Origin of the sequence: Tenacibaculum sp. SDUM215027 (genome assembly GCF_050566205.1) — a bacterium.
Taxonomy (GTDB): Bacteria; Bacteroidota; Bacteroidia; order Flavobacteriales; family Flavobacteriaceae; genus Polaribacter.
On record NZ_JBNXUE010000007.1, the window covers coordinates 128,703 to 148,697 of the forward strand.

The 19,995-nt window shown below is 28.9% G+C and carries 26 protein-coding genes and 1 pseudogene; 1 reads left to right on the forward strand and 26 read right to left on the reverse strand.

All coding sequences use genetic code 11. The features are described 5' to 3' along the window. Positions 1–52: 52 nt before the first annotated feature. The 11 genes from ACQYZ7_RS15305 to ACQYZ7_RS15355 all read right to left on the reverse strand — a co-directional run bounded on the left by ACQYZ7_RS15305 (position 53) and on the right by ACQYZ7_RS15355 (position 7,592). A complete protein-coding gene (locus ACQYZ7_RS15305) occupies positions 53–1,333 on the reverse strand; it encodes an APC family permease (RefSeq protein ID WP_430730586.1) in 1,281 nt (426 codons plus the stop codon). 89 nt (positions 1,334–1,422) lie between these two features. Next, complete coding sequence (locus ACQYZ7_RS15310; protein WP_430730587.1) at positions 1,423–2,199, reverse strand: glycine betaine ABC transporter substrate-binding protein; 777 nt, start codon at positions 2,197–2,199, stop codon at positions 1,423–1,425. An 11-nt stretch (positions 2,200–2,210) separates the two neighbouring features. Next, complete coding sequence (locus tag ACQYZ7_RS15315; RefSeq protein ID WP_430730619.1) at positions 2,211–2,555, reverse strand: RidA family protein; 345 nt, start codon at positions 2,553–2,555, stop codon at positions 2,211–2,213. Continuing rightward, positions 2,556–2,678 (reverse strand): hypothetical protein, encoded by a 123-nt coding sequence (locus ACQYZ7_RS15320; protein WP_430730588.1) that lies wholly within the window; start codon positions 2,676–2,678, stop codon positions 2,556–2,558. A gap of 7 nt (positions 2,679–2,685) precedes the next feature. Next, positions 2,686–3,792 (reverse strand): alkene reductase, encoded by a 1,107-nt coding sequence (locus tag ACQYZ7_RS15325; protein ID WP_430730589.1) that lies wholly within the window; start codon positions 3,790–3,792, stop codon positions 2,686–2,688. A 102-nt stretch (positions 3,793–3,894) separates the two neighbouring features. Beyond that, positions 3,895–4,278 carry a hypothetical protein gene (locus tag ACQYZ7_RS15330; protein WP_430730590.1) on the reverse strand — a complete coding sequence of 128 codons (384 nt, stop codon included), beginning with the start codon at positions 4,276–4,278 and terminating at the stop codon, positions 3,895–3,897. A 10-nt stretch (positions 4,279–4,288) separates the two neighbouring features. Next, positions 4,289–4,804 carry a GNAT family N-acetyltransferase gene (locus tag ACQYZ7_RS15335; RefSeq protein WP_430730591.1) on the reverse strand — a complete coding sequence of 172 codons (516 nt, stop codon included), beginning with the start codon at positions 4,802–4,804 and terminating at the stop codon, positions 4,289–4,291. 14 nt (positions 4,805–4,818) lie between these two features. Beyond that, complete coding sequence (locus ACQYZ7_RS15340; protein WP_430730592.1) at positions 4,819–5,241, reverse strand: DoxX family protein; 423 nt, start codon at positions 5,239–5,241, stop codon at positions 4,819–4,821. Next, positions 5,242–5,706 (reverse strand): cupin domain-containing protein, encoded by a 465-nt coding sequence (locus tag ACQYZ7_RS15345; RefSeq protein WP_430730593.1) that lies wholly within the window; start codon positions 5,704–5,706, stop codon positions 5,242–5,244. 4 nt (positions 5,707–5,710) lie between these two features. Beyond that, on the reverse strand, positions 5,711–6,598 hold the full coding sequence (locus ACQYZ7_RS15350; RefSeq protein WP_430730594.1) for an SMP-30/gluconolactonase/LRE family protein: 888 nt from the start codon (positions 6,596–6,598) through the stop codon (positions 5,711–5,713). Between the two features lie 10 nt (positions 6,599–6,608). Next, positions 6,609–7,592 carry a polysaccharide deacetylase family protein gene (locus tag ACQYZ7_RS15355; RefSeq protein ID WP_430730595.1) on the reverse strand — a complete coding sequence of 328 codons (984 nt, stop codon included), beginning with the start codon at positions 7,590–7,592 and terminating at the stop codon, positions 6,609–6,611. A 100-nt stretch (positions 7,593–7,692) separates the two neighbouring features. Between ACQYZ7_RS15355 and ACQYZ7_RS15360 the strand changes: the two genes are divergently transcribed. After that, the gene (locus ACQYZ7_RS15360) at positions 7,693–8,541 is read left to right on the forward strand and encodes an AraC family transcriptional regulator (RefSeq protein ID WP_430730596.1); all 849 of its coding nucleotides are present in this window, start codon (positions 7,693–7,695) and stop codon (positions 8,539–8,541) included. A gap of 21 nt (positions 8,542–8,562) precedes the next feature. On the opposite strand, the gene ACQYZ7_RS15365 is transcribed toward ACQYZ7_RS15360, so the two are convergent. The 15 genes and pseudogenes from ACQYZ7_RS15365 to ACQYZ7_RS15435 form a co-directional block, all read right to left on the reverse strand. Further along, the gene (locus ACQYZ7_RS15365) at positions 8,563–8,958 is read right to left on the reverse strand and encodes a VOC family protein (protein ID WP_430730620.1); all 396 of its coding nucleotides are present in this window, start codon (positions 8,956–8,958) and stop codon (positions 8,563–8,565) included. 113 nt (positions 8,959–9,071) lie between these two features. Continuing rightward, the gene (locus tag ACQYZ7_RS15370; protein ID WP_430730597.1) at positions 9,072–9,923 is read right to left on the reverse strand and encodes a hypothetical protein; all 852 of its coding nucleotides are present in this window, start codon (positions 9,921–9,923) and stop codon (positions 9,072–9,074) included. Between the two features lie 198 nt (positions 9,924–10,121). Continuing rightward, positions 10,122–10,577, reverse strand: coding sequence for an N-acetyltransferase family protein (locus ACQYZ7_RS15375; protein ID WP_430730598.1), 456 nt, complete (start codon positions 10,575–10,577; stop codon positions 10,122–10,124). 43 nt (positions 10,578–10,620) lie between these two features. Continuing rightward, positions 10,621–11,556 (reverse strand): DKNYY domain-containing protein, encoded by a 936-nt coding sequence (locus ACQYZ7_RS15380; protein ID WP_430730599.1) that lies wholly within the window; start codon positions 11,554–11,556, stop codon positions 10,621–10,623. 313 nt (positions 11,557–11,869) lie between these two features. Continuing rightward, positions 11,870–12,298 carry a leucine-rich repeat domain-containing protein gene (locus ACQYZ7_RS15385; RefSeq protein WP_430730600.1) on the reverse strand — a complete coding sequence of 143 codons (429 nt, stop codon included), beginning with the start codon at positions 12,296–12,298 and terminating at the stop codon, positions 11,870–11,872. After that, entirely contained in the window at positions 12,288–12,470 is a 183-nt protein-coding gene (locus ACQYZ7_RS15390) for a hypothetical protein (protein ID WP_430730601.1), read from the reverse strand. Before ACQYZ7_RS15390 ends, ACQYZ7_RS15385 begins: the two co-directional genes overlap by 11 nt. A gap of 42 nt (positions 12,471–12,512) precedes the next feature. Continuing rightward, the gene (locus tag ACQYZ7_RS15395) at positions 12,513–13,385 is read right to left on the reverse strand and encodes an XAC2610-related protein (RefSeq protein ID WP_430730602.1); all 873 of its coding nucleotides are present in this window, start codon (positions 13,383–13,385) and stop codon (positions 12,513–12,515) included. A 121-nt stretch (positions 13,386–13,506) separates the two neighbouring features. Next, a complete protein-coding gene (locus ACQYZ7_RS15400; protein WP_430730603.1) occupies positions 13,507–14,004 on the reverse strand; it encodes a hypothetical protein in 498 nt (165 codons plus the stop codon). Between the two features lie 78 nt (positions 14,005–14,082). After that, positions 14,083–14,985, reverse strand: coding sequence for a hypothetical protein (locus ACQYZ7_RS15405; RefSeq protein ID WP_430730604.1), 903 nt, complete (start codon positions 14,983–14,985; stop codon positions 14,083–14,085). A gap of 257 nt (positions 14,986–15,242) precedes the next feature. Next, complete coding sequence (locus ACQYZ7_RS15410) at positions 15,243–16,895, reverse strand: hypothetical protein (RefSeq protein WP_430730605.1); 1,653 nt, start codon at positions 16,893–16,895, stop codon at positions 15,243–15,245. A gap of 146 nt (positions 16,896–17,041) precedes the next feature. Next, complete coding sequence (locus tag ACQYZ7_RS15415; protein WP_430730606.1) at positions 17,042–17,215, reverse strand: hypothetical protein; 174 nt, start codon at positions 17,213–17,215, stop codon at positions 17,042–17,044. Positions 17,216–17,489: 274 nt separating this feature from the next. Further along, entirely contained in the window at positions 17,490–18,404 is a 915-nt protein-coding gene (locus tag ACQYZ7_RS15420) for an alpha/beta hydrolase family protein (protein ID WP_430730607.1), read from the reverse strand. Positions 18,405–18,624: 220 nt separating this feature from the next. Further along, positions 18,625–19,080, reverse strand: a complete 456-nt coding sequence (locus ACQYZ7_RS15425) for a hypothetical protein (RefSeq protein WP_430730608.1) — start codon at positions 19,078–19,080, stop codon at positions 18,625–18,627. Positions 19,081–19,247: 167 nt separating this feature from the next. Continuing rightward, positions 19,248–19,559: a hypothetical protein gene (locus tag ACQYZ7_RS15430; protein ID WP_430730609.1), complete on the reverse strand. Its 312-nt coding sequence runs from the start codon at positions 19,557–19,559 to the stop codon at positions 19,248–19,250. A 288-nt stretch (positions 19,560–19,847) separates the two neighbouring features. Beyond that, positions 19,848–19,994 (reverse strand): annotated as a pseudogene (locus tag ACQYZ7_RS15435) (P1 family peptidase); the annotation flags it as partial. Between the last annotated feature and the right edge of the window lies 1 nt (position 19,995).

The following is a 19,995-nucleotide window of genomic DNA, read 5'->3' on the forward strand; positions in this document are numbered from 1 at the left end:
TATTAAAATGTAAAGGCTATGTAAAATGAATTCATTTTACATAGCCTTTTATTTATTTTTTTATTTCACTCTTCTTGTAAAGCCACTCAGTGATAAAACAAAAAAGGACAATACTTAAAGAAACAAACACTCCGATAAGATTTGATTCTAGCTGTTGTTTTATTAAAATAACTAAGGCGATTACACATAGAATACAACCTAATAAAGGAATTGTTTTATTAGAGTTTGTTTCTTTTGAAAGCTTAAAGCCTACATAATTTACAATTCCGAAGATAAGGATGAAGCCAACACTACCAGCAGTAGAAATACTTTCTAAATTCAATGTGTTAACTAATATTAAAGTTGCTATAGCTGTAATTAGTAACCCGATAGGTTGATTCCAAAACTTGGCAAGAAAGTGATGGGGTAGTTCATCGTCTTCTGCAATTTCATAATTTACTTTACTACCTCCATATAATGAAGCATTAATAGCAGAAAATGTAGAAATTAATGCGGCTATAGTTATAATAGTAAAACCTATTTGTCCTAACATTGGTTTAGCGGCTTCTGCTAATACATAATCTTGTGCTTTCGAAATTTGATTAAATGGGAGGGAACCTACAGTAACAAGAGCAATGATAATGTACAATACAATTACAAATATTACAGAGTAGTAATAAGCTTTTGAAATGTTTTTCTCAGGATTTATAATATCAGGAGCAGCGTTGGCTATTAATTCAAAACCTTCATAGGCTACAAAAATAACCATACCTCCAGCAAATAGTTTGATGGGATTTTCCCAATTACTAATAGATAATTGAGCTACGTTAGGGTTTCCAATTAGTCCGTAAGTTCCAATAGCAATAAAACCAATAAGAATAATGAGTTTTATAATTACTGCGTATGATTCAATTTTTCCAACTACGGCAATGCTATAGTAGTTAATAGCTGTAGCTATTATAATAATTGCACTAGCGTATATGTGAAAATTGATTGTTTTGTTTTGAGTAATTTCCCAAAGGTTAGGAGCATAAGATCCAAATGCAGAAGCATATAACGAGAGCATGACAATATAACTAATCCATAAAAGATTATTAATAGCTCCGCTAAAAATAGTTCTACCAAACCCTTGATTAATAAATTTTACAGTGCCACCTCTATCTGGATATTTTTTTGAAAGATGCACATAGCTGTATGAAGTTAGTAAAGCTAGTGTTCCTGCAAGTAAAAAAGCAATTGGAGTTCCTCCTTTGGCAAGTAAAACAGCGAGACCTAAAACAGCAAAAATACCACCACCTACCATACCGCCAATTCCTATTGAAATGGCTTCTTTTAACCCTATTTTTTTGGACATAGTTAGTGACTGTTAGTTAATGTAACAGCCACTAAAATACTTATTTATTTTGAAATATTGATTAATGAAGAGTATTAGAAAATAATAAATTACTCAAACTTATTTTCTAAAAATGTATTTGCAATATTTTGAAGTGTATTCCCATTTACTTGATACTCGTAGTCAAGTTTAGTAACTAATTGGTTACCAAACGTTACATCTTTAATGTATTTAAGAGCTTTAGGGGTTAATTTATTTACAGCATTTTTATTAATTATAATTGTAGACTTGTCTTTACCACCTAATAATCCTCTAGGCTCCTTTAAAGGTCTTATAGTATACGTATGAAAAAGATATTGTGGTTTCCATAGTGGAATAATTAGCCATTTTTTCTTTTTATAGCCGTCAATAAAGGTGTTAGTACAATCTGAAATAGTTCCAGTCTTAAACTTAAAACCTAAAGAATCTAAACCATAAGATTTTATAATATTTCTTGAAAACCTTGAAATACCTGCACCTTCATTAATACCTTGAATGGTTTTATTAATTTTTTTTGCGGTTGTAGGATTTGTGATATCGCTTATTTTTTCTATCCCCTTTGGAAGATAATCTGGAACTCCCCAAATACAAAAAGGTGTATATAGTGTTGAAAATTTATGTGTTTCGTTTTCTACTTCTCTTATGTATTTTCCATGAGAGGAAGGTAACCACGCACCCAAGATCATATCTATTTCCTTTTTTCTATATTTTTCAAATAATTTTTCGTGAGGCTCGGTGTGCAATTGGTAAGCTTGTCCTATAGTATCAAAATAAGCTAAAACAATAGCAGCAGTAACTTTATGAAAGCTTAGATCAATTTGACCTATTTGTAAAGGAGTAATTTTCATGACTATAGAATTTATTCAATTTCGGCAAAAACATAAATTAGAGTACTAGCATTAAGGGGCGAAGCATTCATACCTTGAGCTGTTCTAGTATGTCTGCCTTTTTCTCCAAATACTTCATTAAAAAGGTTGCTTGCACCATCTAATACTAGCGAATGTTCACTAAAATTTGGAGCAGTATAAATAGTACCTTCAATTCTAATAATTTGTTTAACTCTAGTTAAATCACCATTAGTGGCTTCTTTTAATTGTGCAATAGCGTGTAAAGCGCATAATTGAGCAGAAAGAGCTCCTTGTTTTGTAGTTACTTGATCTCCTAGTCTACCTGTAAAAGCTACTTTGTCTTCTTTCCATGGAATTTATCCTGATGTACAAACAATATTATTTGAGAAAATAGTCCAAGCTTTATAAGCTCCAACTCCAGGTTTGGGTGTTGGTAGTTTTAGACCTAATTTTTTTATTTTTTCTTCAATAGTATTCATAGTTTATTTATTTTAAAAACGGATAATCTGTATATCCTCTAGCATCTCCACCACCAAATAACGTATGTGTATCAGTAATTTTGTTTAGTGGAACATTTTGTTTGACTCTTATCGGATAATCAGGATTAGTTAAAAAATTGCGTCCAAAACCAATTAGGTCAACTAAATCTTTTTTTAATAGATCCTCTCCTTGCTCAGGTGTTTTGTTACCAGTAGCAATAATAGTTTTGCTAAATGTTTTACGAAGGTTATCTCTAAAACTATTAGGAATTTCTGGAGCGTCATCCCAATCAGCTTCACATAGATGCAAGTAAGTAGCCCCGATTTTTTCAAGCTCTTTGGTAGCAATCATTATAGTATCTAATATTTCAGGATCGTTCATGTCTTTAAAACTAATAAAAGGAGAGAGGCGAACGCCAGTTTTTTCACTACCTATTTCTTGAGCAACTGCCTGAGTGATTTCAGTTAACAAGCGTACTCTATTTTCTTTGGTACTTCCGTATTCGTCTGTTCGTAGATTAGAGTTACTTCTTAAAAATTGATCGATTAAATATCCGTTAGCCCCGTGAATCTCAACACCGTCAAAACCTGCTTCAATAGCATTTTTTGCTCCTATCCTGAATTCTTCTATTACTTGATTAATATCAGCTTTAGTCATTGCTCTAGGCTCTTCTACAGGTACAAAAGTTGCATCACCATTTGGAGCACCTTCAAAAATATAAACACTAGTTTCTTTAGCAGCTTTTTCAGAAGGAGCTACAGGTTGCAATCCGTTTACTTTAGAACTAGATACACGGCCAACATGCCATAGTTGTAAAAATATTTTACTTCCTTTTTTATGTACTTCTTCCGTAATTAATTTCCAACCTCCTATTTGTTCTTGCGTATAGATTCCAGGTGTTTTTGCATACCCTTTTCCTTGTAGTGAAACTTGAGTAGCTTCAGATATAATTATTCCTGCGGAAGCTCTTTGTCCGTAATACTCCGCCATTAATTTGTTAGGGATATCACCAGGTTGAGAGCTTCTAGAGCGAGTCATAGGAGCCATTAAAAACCTATTTTTTAATGTTAAACTATTTTTATTATATGTTTGATATAACTTTTCAAAAGCCATGATTTATAAAGTTTTAATTATTTAATACTACAAATTTACTGTTATTTAGAGATGTTTTTGTTGTATAATTACATGCTCTATTTGTAAAAATATATTGTGTTGTTATGTGAATTCAACAGTTGTAAAATGTAGGGTAGTGTTACCAATATTTTCTAAATTGTGTATAAAAAAGTTTTCGGCGTTTAAATCTTTAAAGTATTTAATATCATTAGGTTCATATTGTGTTTCAATTATAGAGCCGTTTGAATAATAGGAGCGTGAGATACCTTTTGTGTGGCAAACATAAAAATAAGGTTTATCGTGTTTATGAAAAGGTAGTGAGCTACCAGCTTTTAACTGAATATTCCATACTTTAATTCGTTTGTTTTCTAACAATAATTTTTGTCCAATTTCATGACAATTAGTTCCTAATAGAGCAGCTTTTTTTAATGACTCTGTCCAAAAAGGAGACCAATTACCTGCTGTGTTTATTGTTGCTACTTTCATAAGAGTTTTGTTATTTGTTTATAGTATATAAAAGCCATTCTTTAAACTCATGTTTAGGAAGAATGATGTCTTTTTTGAAGTTGAAACCTAATTTATTGAGTAATTTTTGTGAACCAGTATTACTAGGACGTGTAATAGCAACTAGGTTCTTAATTTTTAACTCGTTTATAGCTACTTCTTTCATTTTAGAAGCACTTTCGAAAGCGTACCCTTTACCTTCGAATTGAGGTAAAAAAGCAAAACCTAAATCAATTCCGTCTACACCATCACGATTATATAGACCAACAGTTCCTATTTTTTCATTATCAGATTGCCTAATTATGGTATAACTAGAGTACCCTAGTTGGTTGAATTGCTCAAGCATAACTGTTTCTATGTATTGTTTTGCATGATGAGTTGATGCTATATTTCTATTTCCAATATTTTCAATCCATTTTGGAGTATTGAATAAGTTGAAAATAAAGTCAGCATCCTTAGTATTTGTTGGACGTATAATTAATCTTTCTGTTTGATATTTTGAATTCATTTTATATTAATTATTTACAGGTGTTTTTCTTTTAATGTTGATAATTTGTTGTCAATAGACCATTTATTCTCTGATACTTGACTTATAATAAAGAAATAAAATAAAGCATATAGCATTTGGGCACCAGCCCACTCCCAATGTTCTATTAAGCACGAACCAAGAATAAGTATGGCAATAACAAGAGCCCCAGCAATAGCTGCTCTGTAAGTAAATAAGCCAATAATTAATAATGTACCTATGATAAATTCTATAAAAGGTAATACGCTTCCCCATGTGTATACAAGAAAATCTGGAAGTATACTTTCTTGAAATTGAGTAACCATCCAATTACGAAATGCAGAGATTTTTGGTAATCTAGCCAATCCATGTCCCAAAAAATTAACTCCCATGGTAATACGTAACAACGCATACGCTGTTTGTTTAGGTGTTGTTTTCATTTATTTACTTTTCTTTAAATATGCAGGTAATTCGTTAGTCAACCAATCTTGTCTTACAGGTACATGTACATCTAAATCAAGTGTGTTTTCAAGTGCAAAAAACTCGTGAGATACGTTTTCAGGAAACACGATTACTTGACCAGCAGAGATGATATAGGTTTTTCTTTTTCCTTTATCAATAGTGTTAATTTTTACTTTTCCTTTAAGGATATAGGTAATTTGCTCATTTGGGTGTTTGTGCATTGGAATATGTGATCCCTTTTTTAAATGAAAATAGGCCATTTGCCCTTTAGCACCATGAAACCATTGTCGTGTAATTCCTTTACTAATTGTATCGTGCGGCATTGATTCAAAGTCAATAACTTGAATACTTTCTACTTTTTTACTTGTTGTGGTATTATCTTGGGCAGTTATTTGTCCGAAAAAAGATAAAAAAACACACAAGAATATTAGTTTTATTTTCATGTTATTATTTTTTAAAATGATACTTTAATAACTTATTATTCAACATTAATGGAATGTATAGCGTTTTAGTAGTCTTATCAAAATAAGTATCAGCACTTCCTTGGGGTAAGTCGATTACTTTTTGACCTTTATGATAGTCTTTTTTGAAGTAAAGTAAGCTACCGGCAAACCAATCAGTAATAAGAAAACCATGGAGTGTTTCACTCAACCCGTCTAAGTTTCCAAAAGGTTGACTCATGGATTTAATATTTTTTGTTTTCAAATTGATTTTAACTAAACGGCCTGGTGTTTTAGTAGCAAATGTTTTAGGGTCTAAATCCATGCCCCAACCAGCAGCTATTAAGTTGTTTTTTTCTATAAGTAAGCCATTGGGCATATTTAAACTATCGTTTTTTAACCACAACTCAACCTTTCTTTTACCTTTTACAGGTAGTTTGTAAATTCCACTAAAACCAAAGGTGTTAGAAGCATAGACATTTCCTTTTTTGTCAGCAACAATATCGTTGAGAAAAGTAGCGTCTTTGGCTGTAAAACGTTGTACTTGTTTAGTAGCTATATCAATTTCAACAATAGTATTTATATCGGTAGCATACAGTTTTCCTTTGTAAATAGTCAGCCCTTTTGGTGCATCAAAGCCTTTAAGCCATTCTAGTTCCAGTAGTTTTCCGTCTAAACTTATTTTAGAAATAAAACCATTACCATCTTTGTCTGTTGGAGCACCATTTATATTAGATACATATAATACTTGATTTGATGTATCGAGAACTACACTTTCAGGGTTTTTTAATCCTTCCAGCTCCCAGTCTTTTTCTAATTGAAAAGGCAACTTACTTTGCGCATTGATAACAGTTAATGTACATAGTACAAAGTATAGAGAAATTAAATGTTTCATGTTTGTATTCTTATTGGTTAAATTTTAGTTCAGCATTATCAATAGGAGTGTTAGGGTCGTTTATGACCATTTTTGCAATGTCATCTTTACGCATAAACACAACTCCTTCATGCTGTTTTGCATATTCAATAAATTGATTTACAACATTTACTACAGCTGGTGTTCCACCAATTCTGTCATGTAGGCTTACGCTCATCATTCTTCTTTTAGAAGCTCCTTCTTTATAAAGTTGATTAAACTCTGCTTTTAATTGAAAAAGAAATTGATCTGGCGACCAGTTTTTACCGGCTATATTTACAATATCATTGTTGCGTAGAGTGTACGGCATAACAACAAAGTTTTTACCTCTTACTTTGGTAATGAAAGGTTCATCACGGCTTACATCATCAATGTGGTATAAAAAGTCAAGTTCTTGTAAAACTTTAAGAGTGTTGGGGCTTCTACGTAACCAGTTTGCATTGTACCCACGTCCTCTTTTTCCTGTTATGGCTTCTACAGTATCAATTCCTTTTTTAACAAAGGCAAGTTCTTCTTCGTAACTTAAATTCCATTGATCGTCCCATGCAATTCCGTGAGCAGCTATTTCGTGTCCTTTGTTGGCCATAGCCTTAGCGATTTCAGGATATTTTATTGCCGCTTCACCTACAACATGTGAGGTTACTTTTATTCCGTGTTTATCCCATAAGTCCATCATTCGCCACATGCCTTCTCTTGCTCCGTAGCGAAACCAACTTTCTGCAGATAAATCTGGGTTTCCTTTAGGTAAAGGATTTCCAGAAAAAGGGCTTTCAGCACCTTCTGGTTGTCCTCCTGTTTCAAACTGCATTGAAAAAGAAATAACTAATTGTGCTTTATTTGGCCAATAGCTTTTTTTTGCTACATTTTTTGTTGAAGTAGAATTTGTTTTACTTGTCTTCTTTTGCTCTTTTTTACAAGCATTTAATGTTAAGCTTACCGCTATGATAACCAGTGCTATAATGCTATTATTTTTCATTATTATATTGTTTAATTAACTGTTGTGACTGCAAAATTAGTAGTTGTTTTAAGCTATATTATTGTATGAATACATTGTATATTTGTATAAAAACATTCTGATGACACAACGTTTTTATATTACCAAGAATTTAGATGTATTTGAGTTTGATGCAGAAAAGGAGTGGGGCTATCCAAGGCATAAACACCATTTTTTTGAGCTAACTTTTGTTTTAAAAGGAAGTGGAAAACATGTTTTAAACGAAAGTGTTATTGATTATAAAGAAGGAGATTTGTTTTTTTTAACTCCAAAAGATGAACATGAGTTTATTATAGGGGAACCTACAAAATTTGGTGTGGTAAAATTTACAGAACAGATGTTTATAGAAAAAGCGACTTTCTCAACAAGTACTTATTGGAGAAAGAATTTAGAGTCTGTAATTTTTCATCGAAATATTGTTGCCAAAAGTGTGATTAGCTGTGCTACGGATAAAGAACAGCTCTTTAGGCTTTATCATTTAATTAAAAGTGAATTGCATAGTCCGTTAACCTATAGCCGTAATGTACTTACTGAATTGTTTGGAGCTTTGTTAATTATATTGTCCAGAAACCTAAAGTCGACATTAAAAAATAGTGGAGATGTTTATGATAAGAATAAAGTTGATTTAATGTTGACTTATATAAGACAAAATGTACAAAACAAAGACCTTATAAAAGTTGGTGCTATTGCAGAAGCTTTTCATTTATCGCCAAATTATGTGGGGATTTTTATAAAAAAGCATACAGGTATATCGTTACAGCGTTATATAATGGAAACTAAAATTAAAATGGCTGAAAGTTTATTAAAACAAAGTAGTTTAAGTATAAGTGAAATAGCTGATAAAATTGGTTTTACAGACTCTAGCCACTTTAATAAAACATTTAAAAAATATATAGGTAAAAACCCGAGTGAATATCAGGGTTCTAAGTAATTTAAGTTGTTTTTTATATTATTAGAGCTTTATAGGTGTACAGATTTCTATTAAAAAACCATTAATATCTCTTATATAACCTACTTTTTGTCCCCAAGGTTTTTCTTTGAGTGATTCAAATTCAACAGCGCCCATATCAATAGCTTTTTTAAAGTCAGCTTCTATGTTTTCAGATACAAAAGCCATTTCTACTCCCAAAGGTCTATCAGACGAGCTTGATTTCTTAAACTCTTGTTTAAAGTTAGATTTTCCTAATTCGTAAGAAGCAAAAGCAATGGTTGTTTCTCCTGAAATTAACTCTCCATAATCGTTTTCTGGTGTGATGAATTTAGGAGTAAAGCCAAAAGCTTTTTCATAAAAGCTAATCGTCTTTTTTACATTTTCAACATAAAGTATTGTGTATCCGTATTTCATTATTTAGTTTTTCTTTAGCATTTTTAATACAGGTAAAATTACTTAATTTTTTTTCTAAAAAAGAATAGCATCAATATATAGTTTACGAGGTTTTAATGTTTTACTTATTAAAATCATTATTTGTGTTTACTACCAAAAGGAGCTCTTTTTATTAAATACTTTATAGTACTATGATATTTGTCTAAACCTGACATAAAAGGCTTGCGAGAAACAGAGTAAATATTAGAACCTTTATCATTGTATATATCCATTGTAATCTTAGAGTCATATGTATCTGATGTAGATGAATTTCCTGAGCTAATAGTTGTTCCTTTCCTCTTTTTTCTTTCTTTTTTCGATTTGTATGAAGTTACTGTTGATCCAGAGGTTCGAGTACCTGTGTTTTCAATATCGTAAGAACCAAAAACAACATGTTCTACACCTAATAGTAAAGCCAATTCATTAGGCAGCATAACTTGAAGCTGGTCAACAGAAATATTATTTTTAGCTAAGGTAGCGTTCACTATTCTTGGGTCTACAACATCAATCATAGGTGCATCTTCCTTAATGGTATTAGAGCAATCAGTCTGAATTTGCCTACCAACAGCCTCTTTATCTATAGATGTCATATTGGTTATAATTTTAAAAGGTAGTACAGCCATTTTGCCTTTTCTAACCGTAAGGTTTGAGATGTTTTGTGAAGTTTCAGGAGCGCTTTGTTGCATTGTCTTTTCAGAAATGAACTGGGTTCGTCCACTAGCAAATATTATCTTGTTTACTTTTGATCGTTTGATTTTATACTCTAAAGTTTCACCTGTAAAAGTAAATGTAATTTCATTATCGTCAATAGCTGTTACTTTTCCTTTCCTTTCTTTTCCATCCATCATTACAACTATATCAGAACTTTCTTGTGCAGTAATAGAAAAAGATAAAAAGAACATTAAAAAAGATAAAATAGTAAGAGAGGCAGTGTTAAATGAGTTTTTCATAATCTTATGTTTTTATTCTTAATAAAAATACAAAAAAATGATAATAAAAGATTTATGTGTTTTGTTTACAGTTTTTAACTGTTTGTTTTTGTGAAGTGTTAATTATAAAAGTTTAAAGTGAATTCAGTTTATCTTGAGTGAAGTAGAAGAGGAGTTGAACTCGTTTTAATTGTAATTCTGATTAACTGATAATTGTTTTTATTCAAAGTGCATTTTCATTCCTTCGTGAGTGGCTTTAAATCCTAAATCTTCGTAGAACTTAATAGCTTTTGGTCTTTCTTTGTCAGTTGTTAGTTGTAATAAATGTGCATTGCGCTCTTTTGCTCTATTAATTGCCCATTCAAACATTTTTTTTCCAATTCCTAATCCTCTTTTTCCCTTTTTAACCCTTACAGCTTCTATTTGAGCTCTAATTCCTCCACAATAAGTCAGATATTGAATAAAAGACAATTGTAAAGTTCCGATGATTTCGAAGTTTTCATTTTCGATAACAATTAACTCTTGATTTTTATCTGCATTTATATTTTCAAAAGCCTCAAGATATTCAGGCGGTAATGGTATTTGAAATTTTTCTCTTTTTTTACCAAGTTCATCATCCGCAATCATTTCAACTATTTTTGAAACGTCATTTCTTGTCGCTTTTCTAAATATCATATTTTTAGTTTTTTGAACTTATTGTCAATAGCTTTATAAAACTTTAGTTATTCTCTACTATTTCATCACCACGATAAGTATGATTTTTATCTTTATATAATAAAGAATGTTTTTTGTTTACTGGTCCAAAAGTAGCTACATCAGCATCTTTTAATAGCTTCCCATAAACGAATACATGGTTTTTATCTTTTGAGTAAAAAGATGTTTCAAAAATACTAAAGGTATTTGGGTCAGCTTTTTCAATAACATCTCCGTGATAGAATACATGATTTTTATCTTTTGAATACGGAAATTGAATTATTGTAAAAGATGAAGCCTCAGCGTTTTTAACTCTTACTCCATCATAAATAACCTTATTGTCAAATAACAAAAATTTATCTTCTAAAATGGTTAAATTATCAATATTTTGGTACGGTATTGAGATTAATGAATCTACTATTTGACGATTTTGATATTCTTGAAAATCATAAATGTTGTTTTCATCTGAAATATATCTATTGTTGATTTTTTTTGTTATGGTAGGATCTATTGTTAATGCAAGTAGTTCATAATTTTTTAATGCGTATACTCGATTTTGATCTTTAACAAAATTGTTATTTATAATTGTAAATGAACTATAATCTACATCTATAGGCTTATAGTTGTAAAAATAAAACTTGTCGTCTTTAGACCAGTCACTATCAATTTTTTTAAATGTTTTTGGATTGGCTTTTGCTATCTTCCATAGGTGTTTTTTTTCTTGATTTACTTCATTAATATCTTGTGGTAAATAATCTACAGCTAAGTATACATGGTCTTTATCAAAACAGATGTAATTGTCTTTATGAACATAAAAAGTAGCAACATCTACTTCATTATCTATTATATGAGTTTTAAAGTATAGGTGATTTTTGTCTTTACCAAAATCTCTTCCTAAAACCTTAAAGCTCTTAACATCCGCATTTATTTTGGTATTACCCAGTTCAAACCAATTTCCCATAGGAGAATAACAGATGTTACTTTTTGATTTTGAATAGTAATAGGAGTCAGAGATAGATTTATCAACGGGGCCCGCAAAAGGACTACAGGCATGGCTAATTATTGCTATGATAAATAAGAGCACTTTTTTTAATGGAGAGTGTTTAGTTCGTGTAATTTTTTTAATTATAAAATTCAAAATAAGTATAATTATGATTGTTGATATATAAGGATGGTTTGTAATTAAGTTCATTAAGTAAACTTAGGTTTTAACTTTTGTTGTTTTCTTTTTCATTTTAAGTTAATCTATAGATGTAAGAGTTTAGTGATTTAAACTAGTACCTTCTATAATAATGAGGTAGTAATGCTTTAATTTTTTTTATATCATTTTTAGGTATTTTATTTCCAGTTAAATAAAAGAGCTCTAGTTTTTTTAAGTTTTTAATTGATTCTGGTAATGAAGTAATAGGGTTAAAATCTAAGTTAAGTGTTTTTAATTTTGTCAATTTTCCAATTGATTTAGGTAAGGTTGTTAATCCATTAGCTTTTAATCCTAAGTATTCAAGGTTTGTTAATTTACCAATATTTTTAGTTAAGATACCTAAGTTATTAGCTCCTATTTCTAACTCTTTTAATTTAGTAAGAGAAAAAATAAAATCTGGTATTTCAGTTAATCTATTATGATGAACTCTTAAAGTTTCTAAGTTTACTAGTTCTTTAATTTCTTTAGGTAATTCGTGTAAACCTTTATCTCTAATTTGCAAAGCTTTTACTTTTTTTTGGGGTTTTTAAAGCTTCTTTTAACGAGTAATAAGTAACTATTTCTTCGGGTTCACTATTTATTTCTTCTTTTGTGTATATTACTTCTTCAATTTCTTGAGAGTATATAAATGAAGAAAAAAATAATAATAAGTAAAGTAAAGTATTTGTTTTCATAGCTTATGTTTAAATTATTTATAGATTTTGTTTTATTATTTTTTATTGACATTTGGTATCAATAAATTCTTCTTTATCGTCATTATATTCAATACATTTTTGTGAAATTAAAACCATTTCGTTATTAACCACTTTGTAAGTTGCATTCATGTGGATTCTTCCTGCACAGCATTGGTTGTGCTCGTGAATTAACTTTGATTCATTATCGAATATTAAGGAAGTACCGCTGAAACTACTTTTAAAATAATTATTCGAATTAGGAGTCCTTAAAATATAAATACTGGAAGTATTTGGACCAGCATAACTAGCTTCAAAAACAGAAAAATCTTCAATTCCATCAAAGTTATAATCACCAATACTTACATTATCTATTCCAAAAAGTTGGCAGTCTAATTCAATAGTTTGAATTAGTTTATCTGTTTTCTTTTTAAATATTTTTATACCAGAAACTCTAGCATAAAAATTTCCCTTTTCTTTAGTTATTATGGTTTTAAAGTAGTGTTTTTTTGTAGTGTTAGACTGGATTAGTTCTCTACTTTTCCATTCTATATCGTCTCCATAACTTACATCAAAATCTTTTTTCAATAAAATTTGATAAGTTTTTGTAGAGTCAGCATTAATCCATTTTCCTGTAACTTCTGTATCACTTTCTTTAAAATTTTCAAAAATAAGAGTAGCAGAAGTGTTTCCTTTCTTATCCTTTTCTAAAAGTTTTAATTCTTCATTTTTAAGGTTTCCGTTTATTATTATCGGGTTATCATATTTATTATAAACATAATAAGCTAAAGAAACTCCATCACTATAGTGGTACATAACCAATGTAATGGGGAGCTTTCCTAAATGACCAGAATAACTAGATTGACCTTTACTTGTTATTGAAAATAACAGGAATAATATAAATAATGGAAATTTCATTTTTCTCTAAAATTGTTAAGTTATATATAATACTTATTTAAGTAACTAACTCAAAAAATATAAAGATAATTGAGTAGTTAGGGTAGCAATTATTTATAGATAATATTAACAGAAGTTTTGTTTATTTTTCTTCATTCATTACTATGTCATATAAATTGATTATTTTTAAACCTGTATTTTTGCTTTTATTATAGCCAGCAATTACATAATTTAATTTACCTTCTTTATCAGGATTAATTTTTTCTAATACATGAATATATTTGAAGTCTGATACAGCTAATTGAAAAATAAAGTCTCTTTCTTTTCTATACATATTTGTTTTGTAAAATTCATCAGATAAACTTAAAGAGTTTTTCTTTTTCAAATCTACTGAGTAAGTATATATTCCGCCTCCATTGTTACTTGTGTTATAAACAACTATACCTTTTCTGCCTGAACTTTGGAGTCCCTTATCATTAATATATTCCTCAATTACTAGTAATGTTTCAATTTGGTCAAAGCGTATGTTTTTTAGATTTAAAATTTGCTTATAATAATCAATATTATGTTCTTTTGGTTTATTGATATAAGAAACATTTAAAAACGCTAAAAATACAATTAGGTATTTCTTTTTATTCATAAAGTTTAATTATTACTAATGTATTTGTTTAGTGTTAATTTTAAGTTGGTTGTATTTTATTTGAAGATATGTGTGCTCTTATTTTGAAATTAACCTTAGTTCTAAATTTAGTTTGGTATTTACATTTTTATTATTCTTCTTGCCAGCAATCAGTTGATTTTTAAAAGCTAGTATACTGCTTATAATATTTTTTTCAATTCCAGTAATTTTACCTTTTTTACTTTCTTTGTTATTTTCTTTAGTTCCATAAATTACTTTAGCAGTCATAGTAAGTCCATTACTGGGTTTGTTGTTTTTAGATTTTATATGTATGTTATAAATGTTACCTGTATTATCTACAGTAAACTCTATAAAATAACTTGTATCTTTTTCTACTTTTGAAAAATCTATATAGTACTTCATGTTTGAGTTAAAAGAGTTAAGAAGGCAATCGATTAAACAATTTTCATCAAATTCGACTGTCTTGAATTTAGGAGGTTTATCTAAATCATTAATACTATATACTTCTCCTGAAATTTTCTTTTCTTTCTTGAAACTTTCTTCTATTTCATTATATTTACTAGGAAACTTTTCAATGTTTATTTTTGAATTCTTATAGTTCTCTGTTTTTTTAATTTGAAGCATAATATTACTTAGTAAAAAGTAACATGTGTTATTCTTAATAAAGAAGGGGTAATATTGGTTGTTTATTACAACTTCGCTAAAATTATTTACAAAGAACTTTTGGTTTTCTAAAAACTGAAAAGCAGGTTTGTTACTAGAAAAAGTTTGATTTAATTTAAAATCTAAAACTAAATCACTTACAGTTTTGTCTATATCTTGTTTTTCTTTCCCATCAAGACCTCTTCCTACGAAGCTCATATAAGTCCAATCAACTACTTGCCATTTTCCTTCAAGAGTAATAGGGGTATTATCTTGAGCTAAACATGAGAAGGTTAAACTTAAGTTAAGAAGTATAACAAGGGAGATTTTAAAGTTCATTATTATTTCAATTTTTATTAGTACTAAAGTTTATTTTAACAGAGAATAAAAATCAATAAAAGAAATAATGGGTAGAAGTTTTTAGCAATTTTTATTCTTTTTCTATTAGTGTTAGCCAAGATAAAACAAAATAAAAAACCGTACAAAAATGTACGGTTAAATTAGAAGTTTTTGAGCTTTGGAAAGTAAGTTATTGAATCTATACTATGTAAGTAATACGAAAACTTTCAATTCTTTACACGCAAATTATGTACGTATTACCACCCTGTTGATTTTTTTAGAATTATTTTATCTACTTTTTTTGTGTTTTCGGTAATTAATTTGTTGTCTTGATCATAAAGCAGAAAATTTCCTTCGCTGTTATATACCAAAATACCTTCACCTGTATAACGCTGAATAAAAACATTAGTAAATGTTTTGTCAGATAGTAATAGGTTTTTTTCTGCAGATAATAATTTAAAGCCTTCCTTTCCTTTTTCTTTAACAAGTAATATAGGCGAGCATAAGTACTCTATTTGAGAATGAGGAAGTTTAGAAACAACTTGTTTGTTTTGATCAAGGTAATAATAGTTTTTCTCTTGGTTAAGATAATAACTAGTTTTTTCTTTAGCTCTTTCTGTGTAGAAATATTTATCGGAATGATAGCCTGTATGATGTGATAAAAAGTGAACAGAAGAAGGAATTGAAGTAATTACTTTTCCGTCTTTGTCAATAAACTCTGTCTTGTCCTCTAATTTATGAAGGTAAAGTTTTTTTACAGATGAGTTGTTTTTAAGTGTGGTTATGAAGGTAATAGTATCTCTCTTATTTTCTATATATAAGGTAAAAGAATCAACATTTCCTTCTAAGGTTACTCTACATTTAGTTTTTTTAAGTGGACTATTATAGTTTTTTAAATCTAGGTATTTTAATGTAAGAAAAGCTTCTTCTTTAGTAGTTATTCTATTTATATATTCAGAAGTACTTTTTATATAATTCAGCGTTTCATTGTATTCTTGTACAGGTGTCTCAGTGGATAGATTACTTATACTGAATTTAGTTTTTAAGGCTTTTCCTTCATTATTGCAGTAGTATACTTCAAGATAGGGAGAGTAAGCATCTGGAGTTTCATATTCTATATAATTTTTATTCATTTTAAGCAGTTTAAAATTTCCTTTTTGTATTCCTATTTCATTTTTTTTAAAATGAATAGAATCAATTTTGGTTAAGTAATTAATTTTAAACTCCATTTGTAAACTGTCAACATGTTTCATTTGTTTAACAGGAATAGAATTCAATGGGAATAAATGTGGATCAATGATGATTGGTGTTTTTTTTCTTGTACCATCATGATAGTAAATATTAAAAATCCTCAAATTCTGTTCAGAATGAGAGTTTAAAGAATAGTAGGGGAGAGTGGTTACTTTATTTTTTAAATTATAAGTAGTAAAACCACTATTCATTACTAGAGGTTTAATGTAAGATTTATTGTGTTCAAAAAGCTGATTAAAATAAGTGCCTTTTTGTATAGTATCTCTATATTCTAAATGGTTGTTGTTTACTAATTTTAAAAGTATATTTTCCTTATTAGTATATTTTTCTTCGTTAGGTAAGTATAATTTTATGTTACTATTAATTCTTTCATTTATATCTTTTTGATGATTGTTAAGTGATTCAATGATACTACTTTCATTTTTTATGTAGTAATTTAAATTCTCATTAACTTGTTTCTTTAAATTATTAATGCTTATCGTATCTAAAAAAGATTTTATTTCTTTTTCTTTTTTTTCGATTATGCTTTTGTCTTCACATAACTTTTCTTGTTTTATAACCATTAGTTCTGTAACAGGTTCTTTGGTAATTGTTTCCTGAGCTTTAGTAGGGCAAGAGTAAAGTAAACATAATATGATTACCGATTTTACTTTAAACATAACAATTGTTTTAATTTTAAGATTTTTTAATAGTAAGAAAATAGTATTCATAAAGAGCATCAACTATTGTTTTTATTTTTAATTTGAGTGAATTTTTATTTTAAATATAATTAATCGAGTGCTTGAGTTCAGTATAAATGGTTTGTCTAAAATTTCATAATTATTTTATTTATATCTTTTTTTTCTTTACCCAGTTCAAACCAATTTCCCATAGGGGAATAACAAATATTTCTTTTTGATTTTGAATAGTAATAAGAATCTGAAATGGATTTATCAACTGGTCCTGCAAAAGGACTACAGGCTTGGCTAATTATAGCCATGATAAACAAGGATACTTTTACAAGTGGGGAATGTTTAGCTCGTATAATTTTTTTAATTATAGAATTCAAAATAAGTATAATTGTTATATATAAGGGTGGTTTGTAATTAAATTCATTAAATAATTATAATCTTTTTATTTAATTTTTAGAGCTTTGTTAAAGGAAATTATTAGTTGATGTTTTTCTATTTAGTTTTAAATAAGTTAATAGTGTAATCTAATTACTTCATATTTCCATATTTTCCTTGTCTAGGAATAATAGTTTATTTCAATTATCATTGTCGTAATTCTATAGCTTCTTTTTTTATCCATTTCATTGCTATGTTAAATGGTTCTTTAGAGGCTGAATATCCAGTATTATGACCTAAAGTTGGAAATAGAACATGTTCGAAAGGTTTATTCTGAGCTTTTAAGTTATTAAGGTTTTGTATGCATAATTTTACAGGTATCTGAATATCTTTTTCACCAAAAAGCCAAAGACCAGAAATTGAAAGAGTGCTAAGCGCATCTAGAGGGTCAGTAGCTTTAAATTGGTATCTGTCAGGATCATTTTTAGTGTGTTGTTTGGCATCCTCTTCGGTATGATTTTTCCAAAAGTCAGAATTTCCATTAGTGTAAAATTGAAACCTTAGCTGTTCAAGAGTAGTAATAGTAGGACAACTAAATAATACCATGAATTCTACATGTGGATTTTTGTTTGCAGCAATTGGAATTATCCAACCTGCTTGACTAAAACCTAATAAACCAATAGGTAGGCTTTTGTTTTCTTGTTGAATTAAATTTACAGCTGCACTTGCATCTTTTGCTAATAAATCAAGGTTATCCATGCTAATATTGTTAGTTCCTACTTCGGGACCTGCATAAATTCCACCTGACTCTCCAACACCACGCTTATCATAAGTAAATACCAAAATGTCATTTTTTGCTAATAATTCAGCAAATTTGGTCATTCTAGGAACACTATCAGAACCGTGCACCATAACAACAGATGCCAGAGGGTTTTTGGGTGTGTAAATTGTACCAGCCAAAGTAACTTCTTCACTCTCGAATGTTACATCTTTTGTTTTTATTGAATCTATTGATTCGACTTTTGCTTGAGTAACTGAGACGTTTTTTTGTTTACTTAATTTATTACAACCAATTAAAATCACAAATAAAGATAGTAGTAAAAGATGACTGATATGTTTCATAAGTAATGTTTCTGTTGGGTTATTTCTTACCTGAATCTAGAATGTATTGCTAGCACTAGTTTATATATATAACAAACTTATTACACTCCTTTTTTACTAAGGTAAGTAAAGGTTTTTAGCAATTTTTTGTTCTTTTTTTATTAGCGTTAGCCAAGATAAAACAAAATAGAAAACATACAAAAATATAGAGTTAAAAAAAGTATATTTCAACTATACATTGTTACCAACTATTTTTTTCTTCAATCAATTCTATTTGTCCGTTTACAATTTTATAAAACATCATCTTTTCATTTCCTTTTTCTACATACGGAAGCCCGTATATAATTAATTCTTTATGCGAGTTTGTTTTAGTATTTAGAAATTGATATTTAGGTTTCAATAGGATGTTTTTATTTCTATCGGCAATACCGTAAGAATAATAATCATCAGTTCTACTTCCTCCACCACCAAAACCAATCAACATGACATCTTTTGAGTATTTATATTTTTTAATTAAATAGAGGTCATCTTTAAGTTGGTCGTTAGCATATCTCAGTTCATCCGAGTTCTCTATGTATTCAGTTCCAAGAAGGGTTATTTTATAATAAGGTTTTCCAAGAAATCGCCATAAAAAATATGAGAATAACACACCTATTGTTAGTGCTATTATTAAGCTGACTTTTAGTATTTTGTTCATTTATTGATTTTTAGAAGTAGCAAGTGTACAACGATTTTTTTATCTAGTTTAAAACAGTAATTTTTATATTACTCTCCATATTTCCCAATAATATTCAAATTCAAAACAATTGACTTCGTCACACTTTTGTTTAATTTCTAATATTATTTGATTTAGTCTATCACTTATCATATAAGATCATCAATCATTTTTTTATAATCTAAAATTTTTGATTTTAACCTTTGGTTTAAATAATCATTCTTGTTAGAAAGAATAGATGAAATAAATTTAGCTTCTTCATAATATGTAATTATTTTTTTCTTATCCCAATGTCTATGAGGTCTTTGTAAGTTTGTGATTCTGTCTGCTATTTTTATAATCCCGACTTCTTTTTGTAATTCATTTATTCTATTTAGACTATCAATCATCCTTTCTTTTTTGGATTGTAGGTTTTCATCTTTACTCAATGCTTGTACAGCTTTAGCTATAAGACTCTCCAAATTTATTTTTTACTTCTTCAAAATCAGTATTAGTATCCTCTATAACGTCGTGAAGTATTGCTACTTGAATAGCAAGTTAATGTCAAAATTATTATCAAAATTATAGGCTATCAGAACCTCCATAGCTACATTAGAAATATGTAAAAGATAGTTAGCGCTTGTTCCAGGAACTTTTTGATTACTATGTTTTCACCAGCAAATTTCATTGCTTTTTGATATAATTCTTGCGTCATATTTTTTTGCTATTTATGCAAATATATTTATGATTAGTTGTCTCTTTTTAAGCAACTAATTTAGCAAATACGAACAGAATAGAAAACTCGTAAAGATTTCTTTTCCGCTCAATGAATTTTCTATAGCTTCTAATACGTGTTTTTCTTTTACGTGAAAACCGTATATGTCATTAAGCAAACCATCATAAGTTTCAGCTACTACA

Excerpts from the sequence above, each read along its gene's own strand:
- ACQYZ7_RS15305 (WP_430730586.1), bottom strand. The coding sequence starts at position 1,333 with ATGTCCAAAAAAATAGGGTTAAAAGAAGCCATTTCAATAGGAATTGGC.
- ACQYZ7_RS15310 (WP_430730587.1), bottom strand. The coding sequence starts at position 2,199 with ATGAAAATTACTCCTTTACAAATAGGTCAAATTGATCTAAGCTTTCAT.
- ACQYZ7_RS15320 (WP_430730588.1), bottom strand. The coding sequence starts at position 2,678 with ATGAATACTATTGAAGAAAAAATAAAAAAATTAGGTCTAAAACTACCA.
- ACQYZ7_RS15325 (WP_430730589.1), bottom strand. The coding sequence starts at position 3,792 with ATGGCTTTTGAAAAGTTATATCAAACATATAATAAAAATAGTTTAACA.
- ACQYZ7_RS15330 (WP_430730590.1), bottom strand. The coding sequence starts at position 4,278 with ATGAAAGTAGCAACAATAAACACAGCAGGTAATTGGTCTCCTTTTTGG.
- ACQYZ7_RS15335 (WP_430730591.1), bottom strand. The coding sequence starts at position 4,804 with ATGAATTCAAAATATCAAACAGAAAGATTAATTATACGTCCAACAAAT.
- ACQYZ7_RS15340 (WP_430730592.1), bottom strand. The coding sequence starts at position 5,241 with ATGAAAACAACACCTAAACAAACAGCGTATGCGTTGTTACGTATTACC.
- ACQYZ7_RS15345 (WP_430730593.1), bottom strand. The coding sequence starts at position 5,706 with ATGAAAATAAAACTAATATTCTTGTGTGTTTTTTTATCTTTTTTCGGA.
- ACQYZ7_RS15350 (WP_430730594.1), bottom strand. The coding sequence starts at position 6,598 with ATGAAACATTTAATTTCTCTATACTTTGTACTATGTACATTAACTGTT.
- ACQYZ7_RS15355 (WP_430730595.1), bottom strand. The coding sequence starts at position 7,592 with ATGAAAAATAATAGCATTATAGCACTGGTTATCATAGCGGTAAGCTTA.
- ACQYZ7_RS15360 (WP_430730596.1), top strand. The coding sequence starts at position 7,693 with ATGACACAACGTTTTTATATTACCAAGAATTTAGATGTATTTGAGTTT.
- ACQYZ7_RS15370 (WP_430730597.1), bottom strand. The coding sequence starts at position 9,923 with ATGAAAAACTCATTTAACACTGCCTCTCTTACTATTTTATCTTTTTTA.
- ACQYZ7_RS15375 (WP_430730598.1), bottom strand. The coding sequence starts at position 10,577 with ATGATATTTAGAAAAGCGACAAGAAATGACGTTTCAAAAATAGTTGAA.
- ACQYZ7_RS15380 (WP_430730599.1), bottom strand. The coding sequence starts at position 11,556 with ATGGGAAATTGGTTTGAACTGGGTAATACCAAAATAAATGCGGATGTT.
- ACQYZ7_RS15390 (WP_430730601.1), bottom strand. The coding sequence starts at position 12,470 with ATGAAAACAAATACTTTACTTTACTTATTATTATTTTTTTCTTCATTT.
- ACQYZ7_RS15395 (WP_430730602.1), bottom strand. The coding sequence starts at position 13,385 with ATGAAATTTCCATTATTTATATTATTCCTGTTATTTTCAATAACAAGT.
- ACQYZ7_RS15400 (WP_430730603.1), bottom strand. The coding sequence starts at position 14,004 with ATGAATAAAAAGAAATACCTAATTGTATTTTTAGCGTTTTTAAATGTT.
- ACQYZ7_RS15405 (WP_430730604.1), bottom strand. The coding sequence starts at position 14,985 with ATGAACTTTAAAATCTCCCTTGTTATACTTCTTAACTTAAGTTTAACC.
- ACQYZ7_RS15410 (WP_430730605.1), bottom strand. The coding sequence starts at position 16,895 with ATGTTTAAAGTAAAATCGGTAATCATATTATGTTTACTTTACTCTTGC.
- ACQYZ7_RS15415 (WP_430730606.1), bottom strand. The coding sequence starts at position 17,215 with ATGGCTATAATTAGCCAAGCCTGTAGTCCTTTTGCAGGACCAGTTGAT.
- ACQYZ7_RS15420 (WP_430730607.1), bottom strand. The coding sequence starts at position 18,404 with ATGAAACATATCAGTCATCTTTTACTACTATCTTTATTTGTGATTTTA.
- ACQYZ7_RS15425 (WP_430730608.1), bottom strand. The coding sequence starts at position 19,080 with ATGAACAAAATACTAAAAGTCAGCTTAATAATAGCACTAACAATAGGT.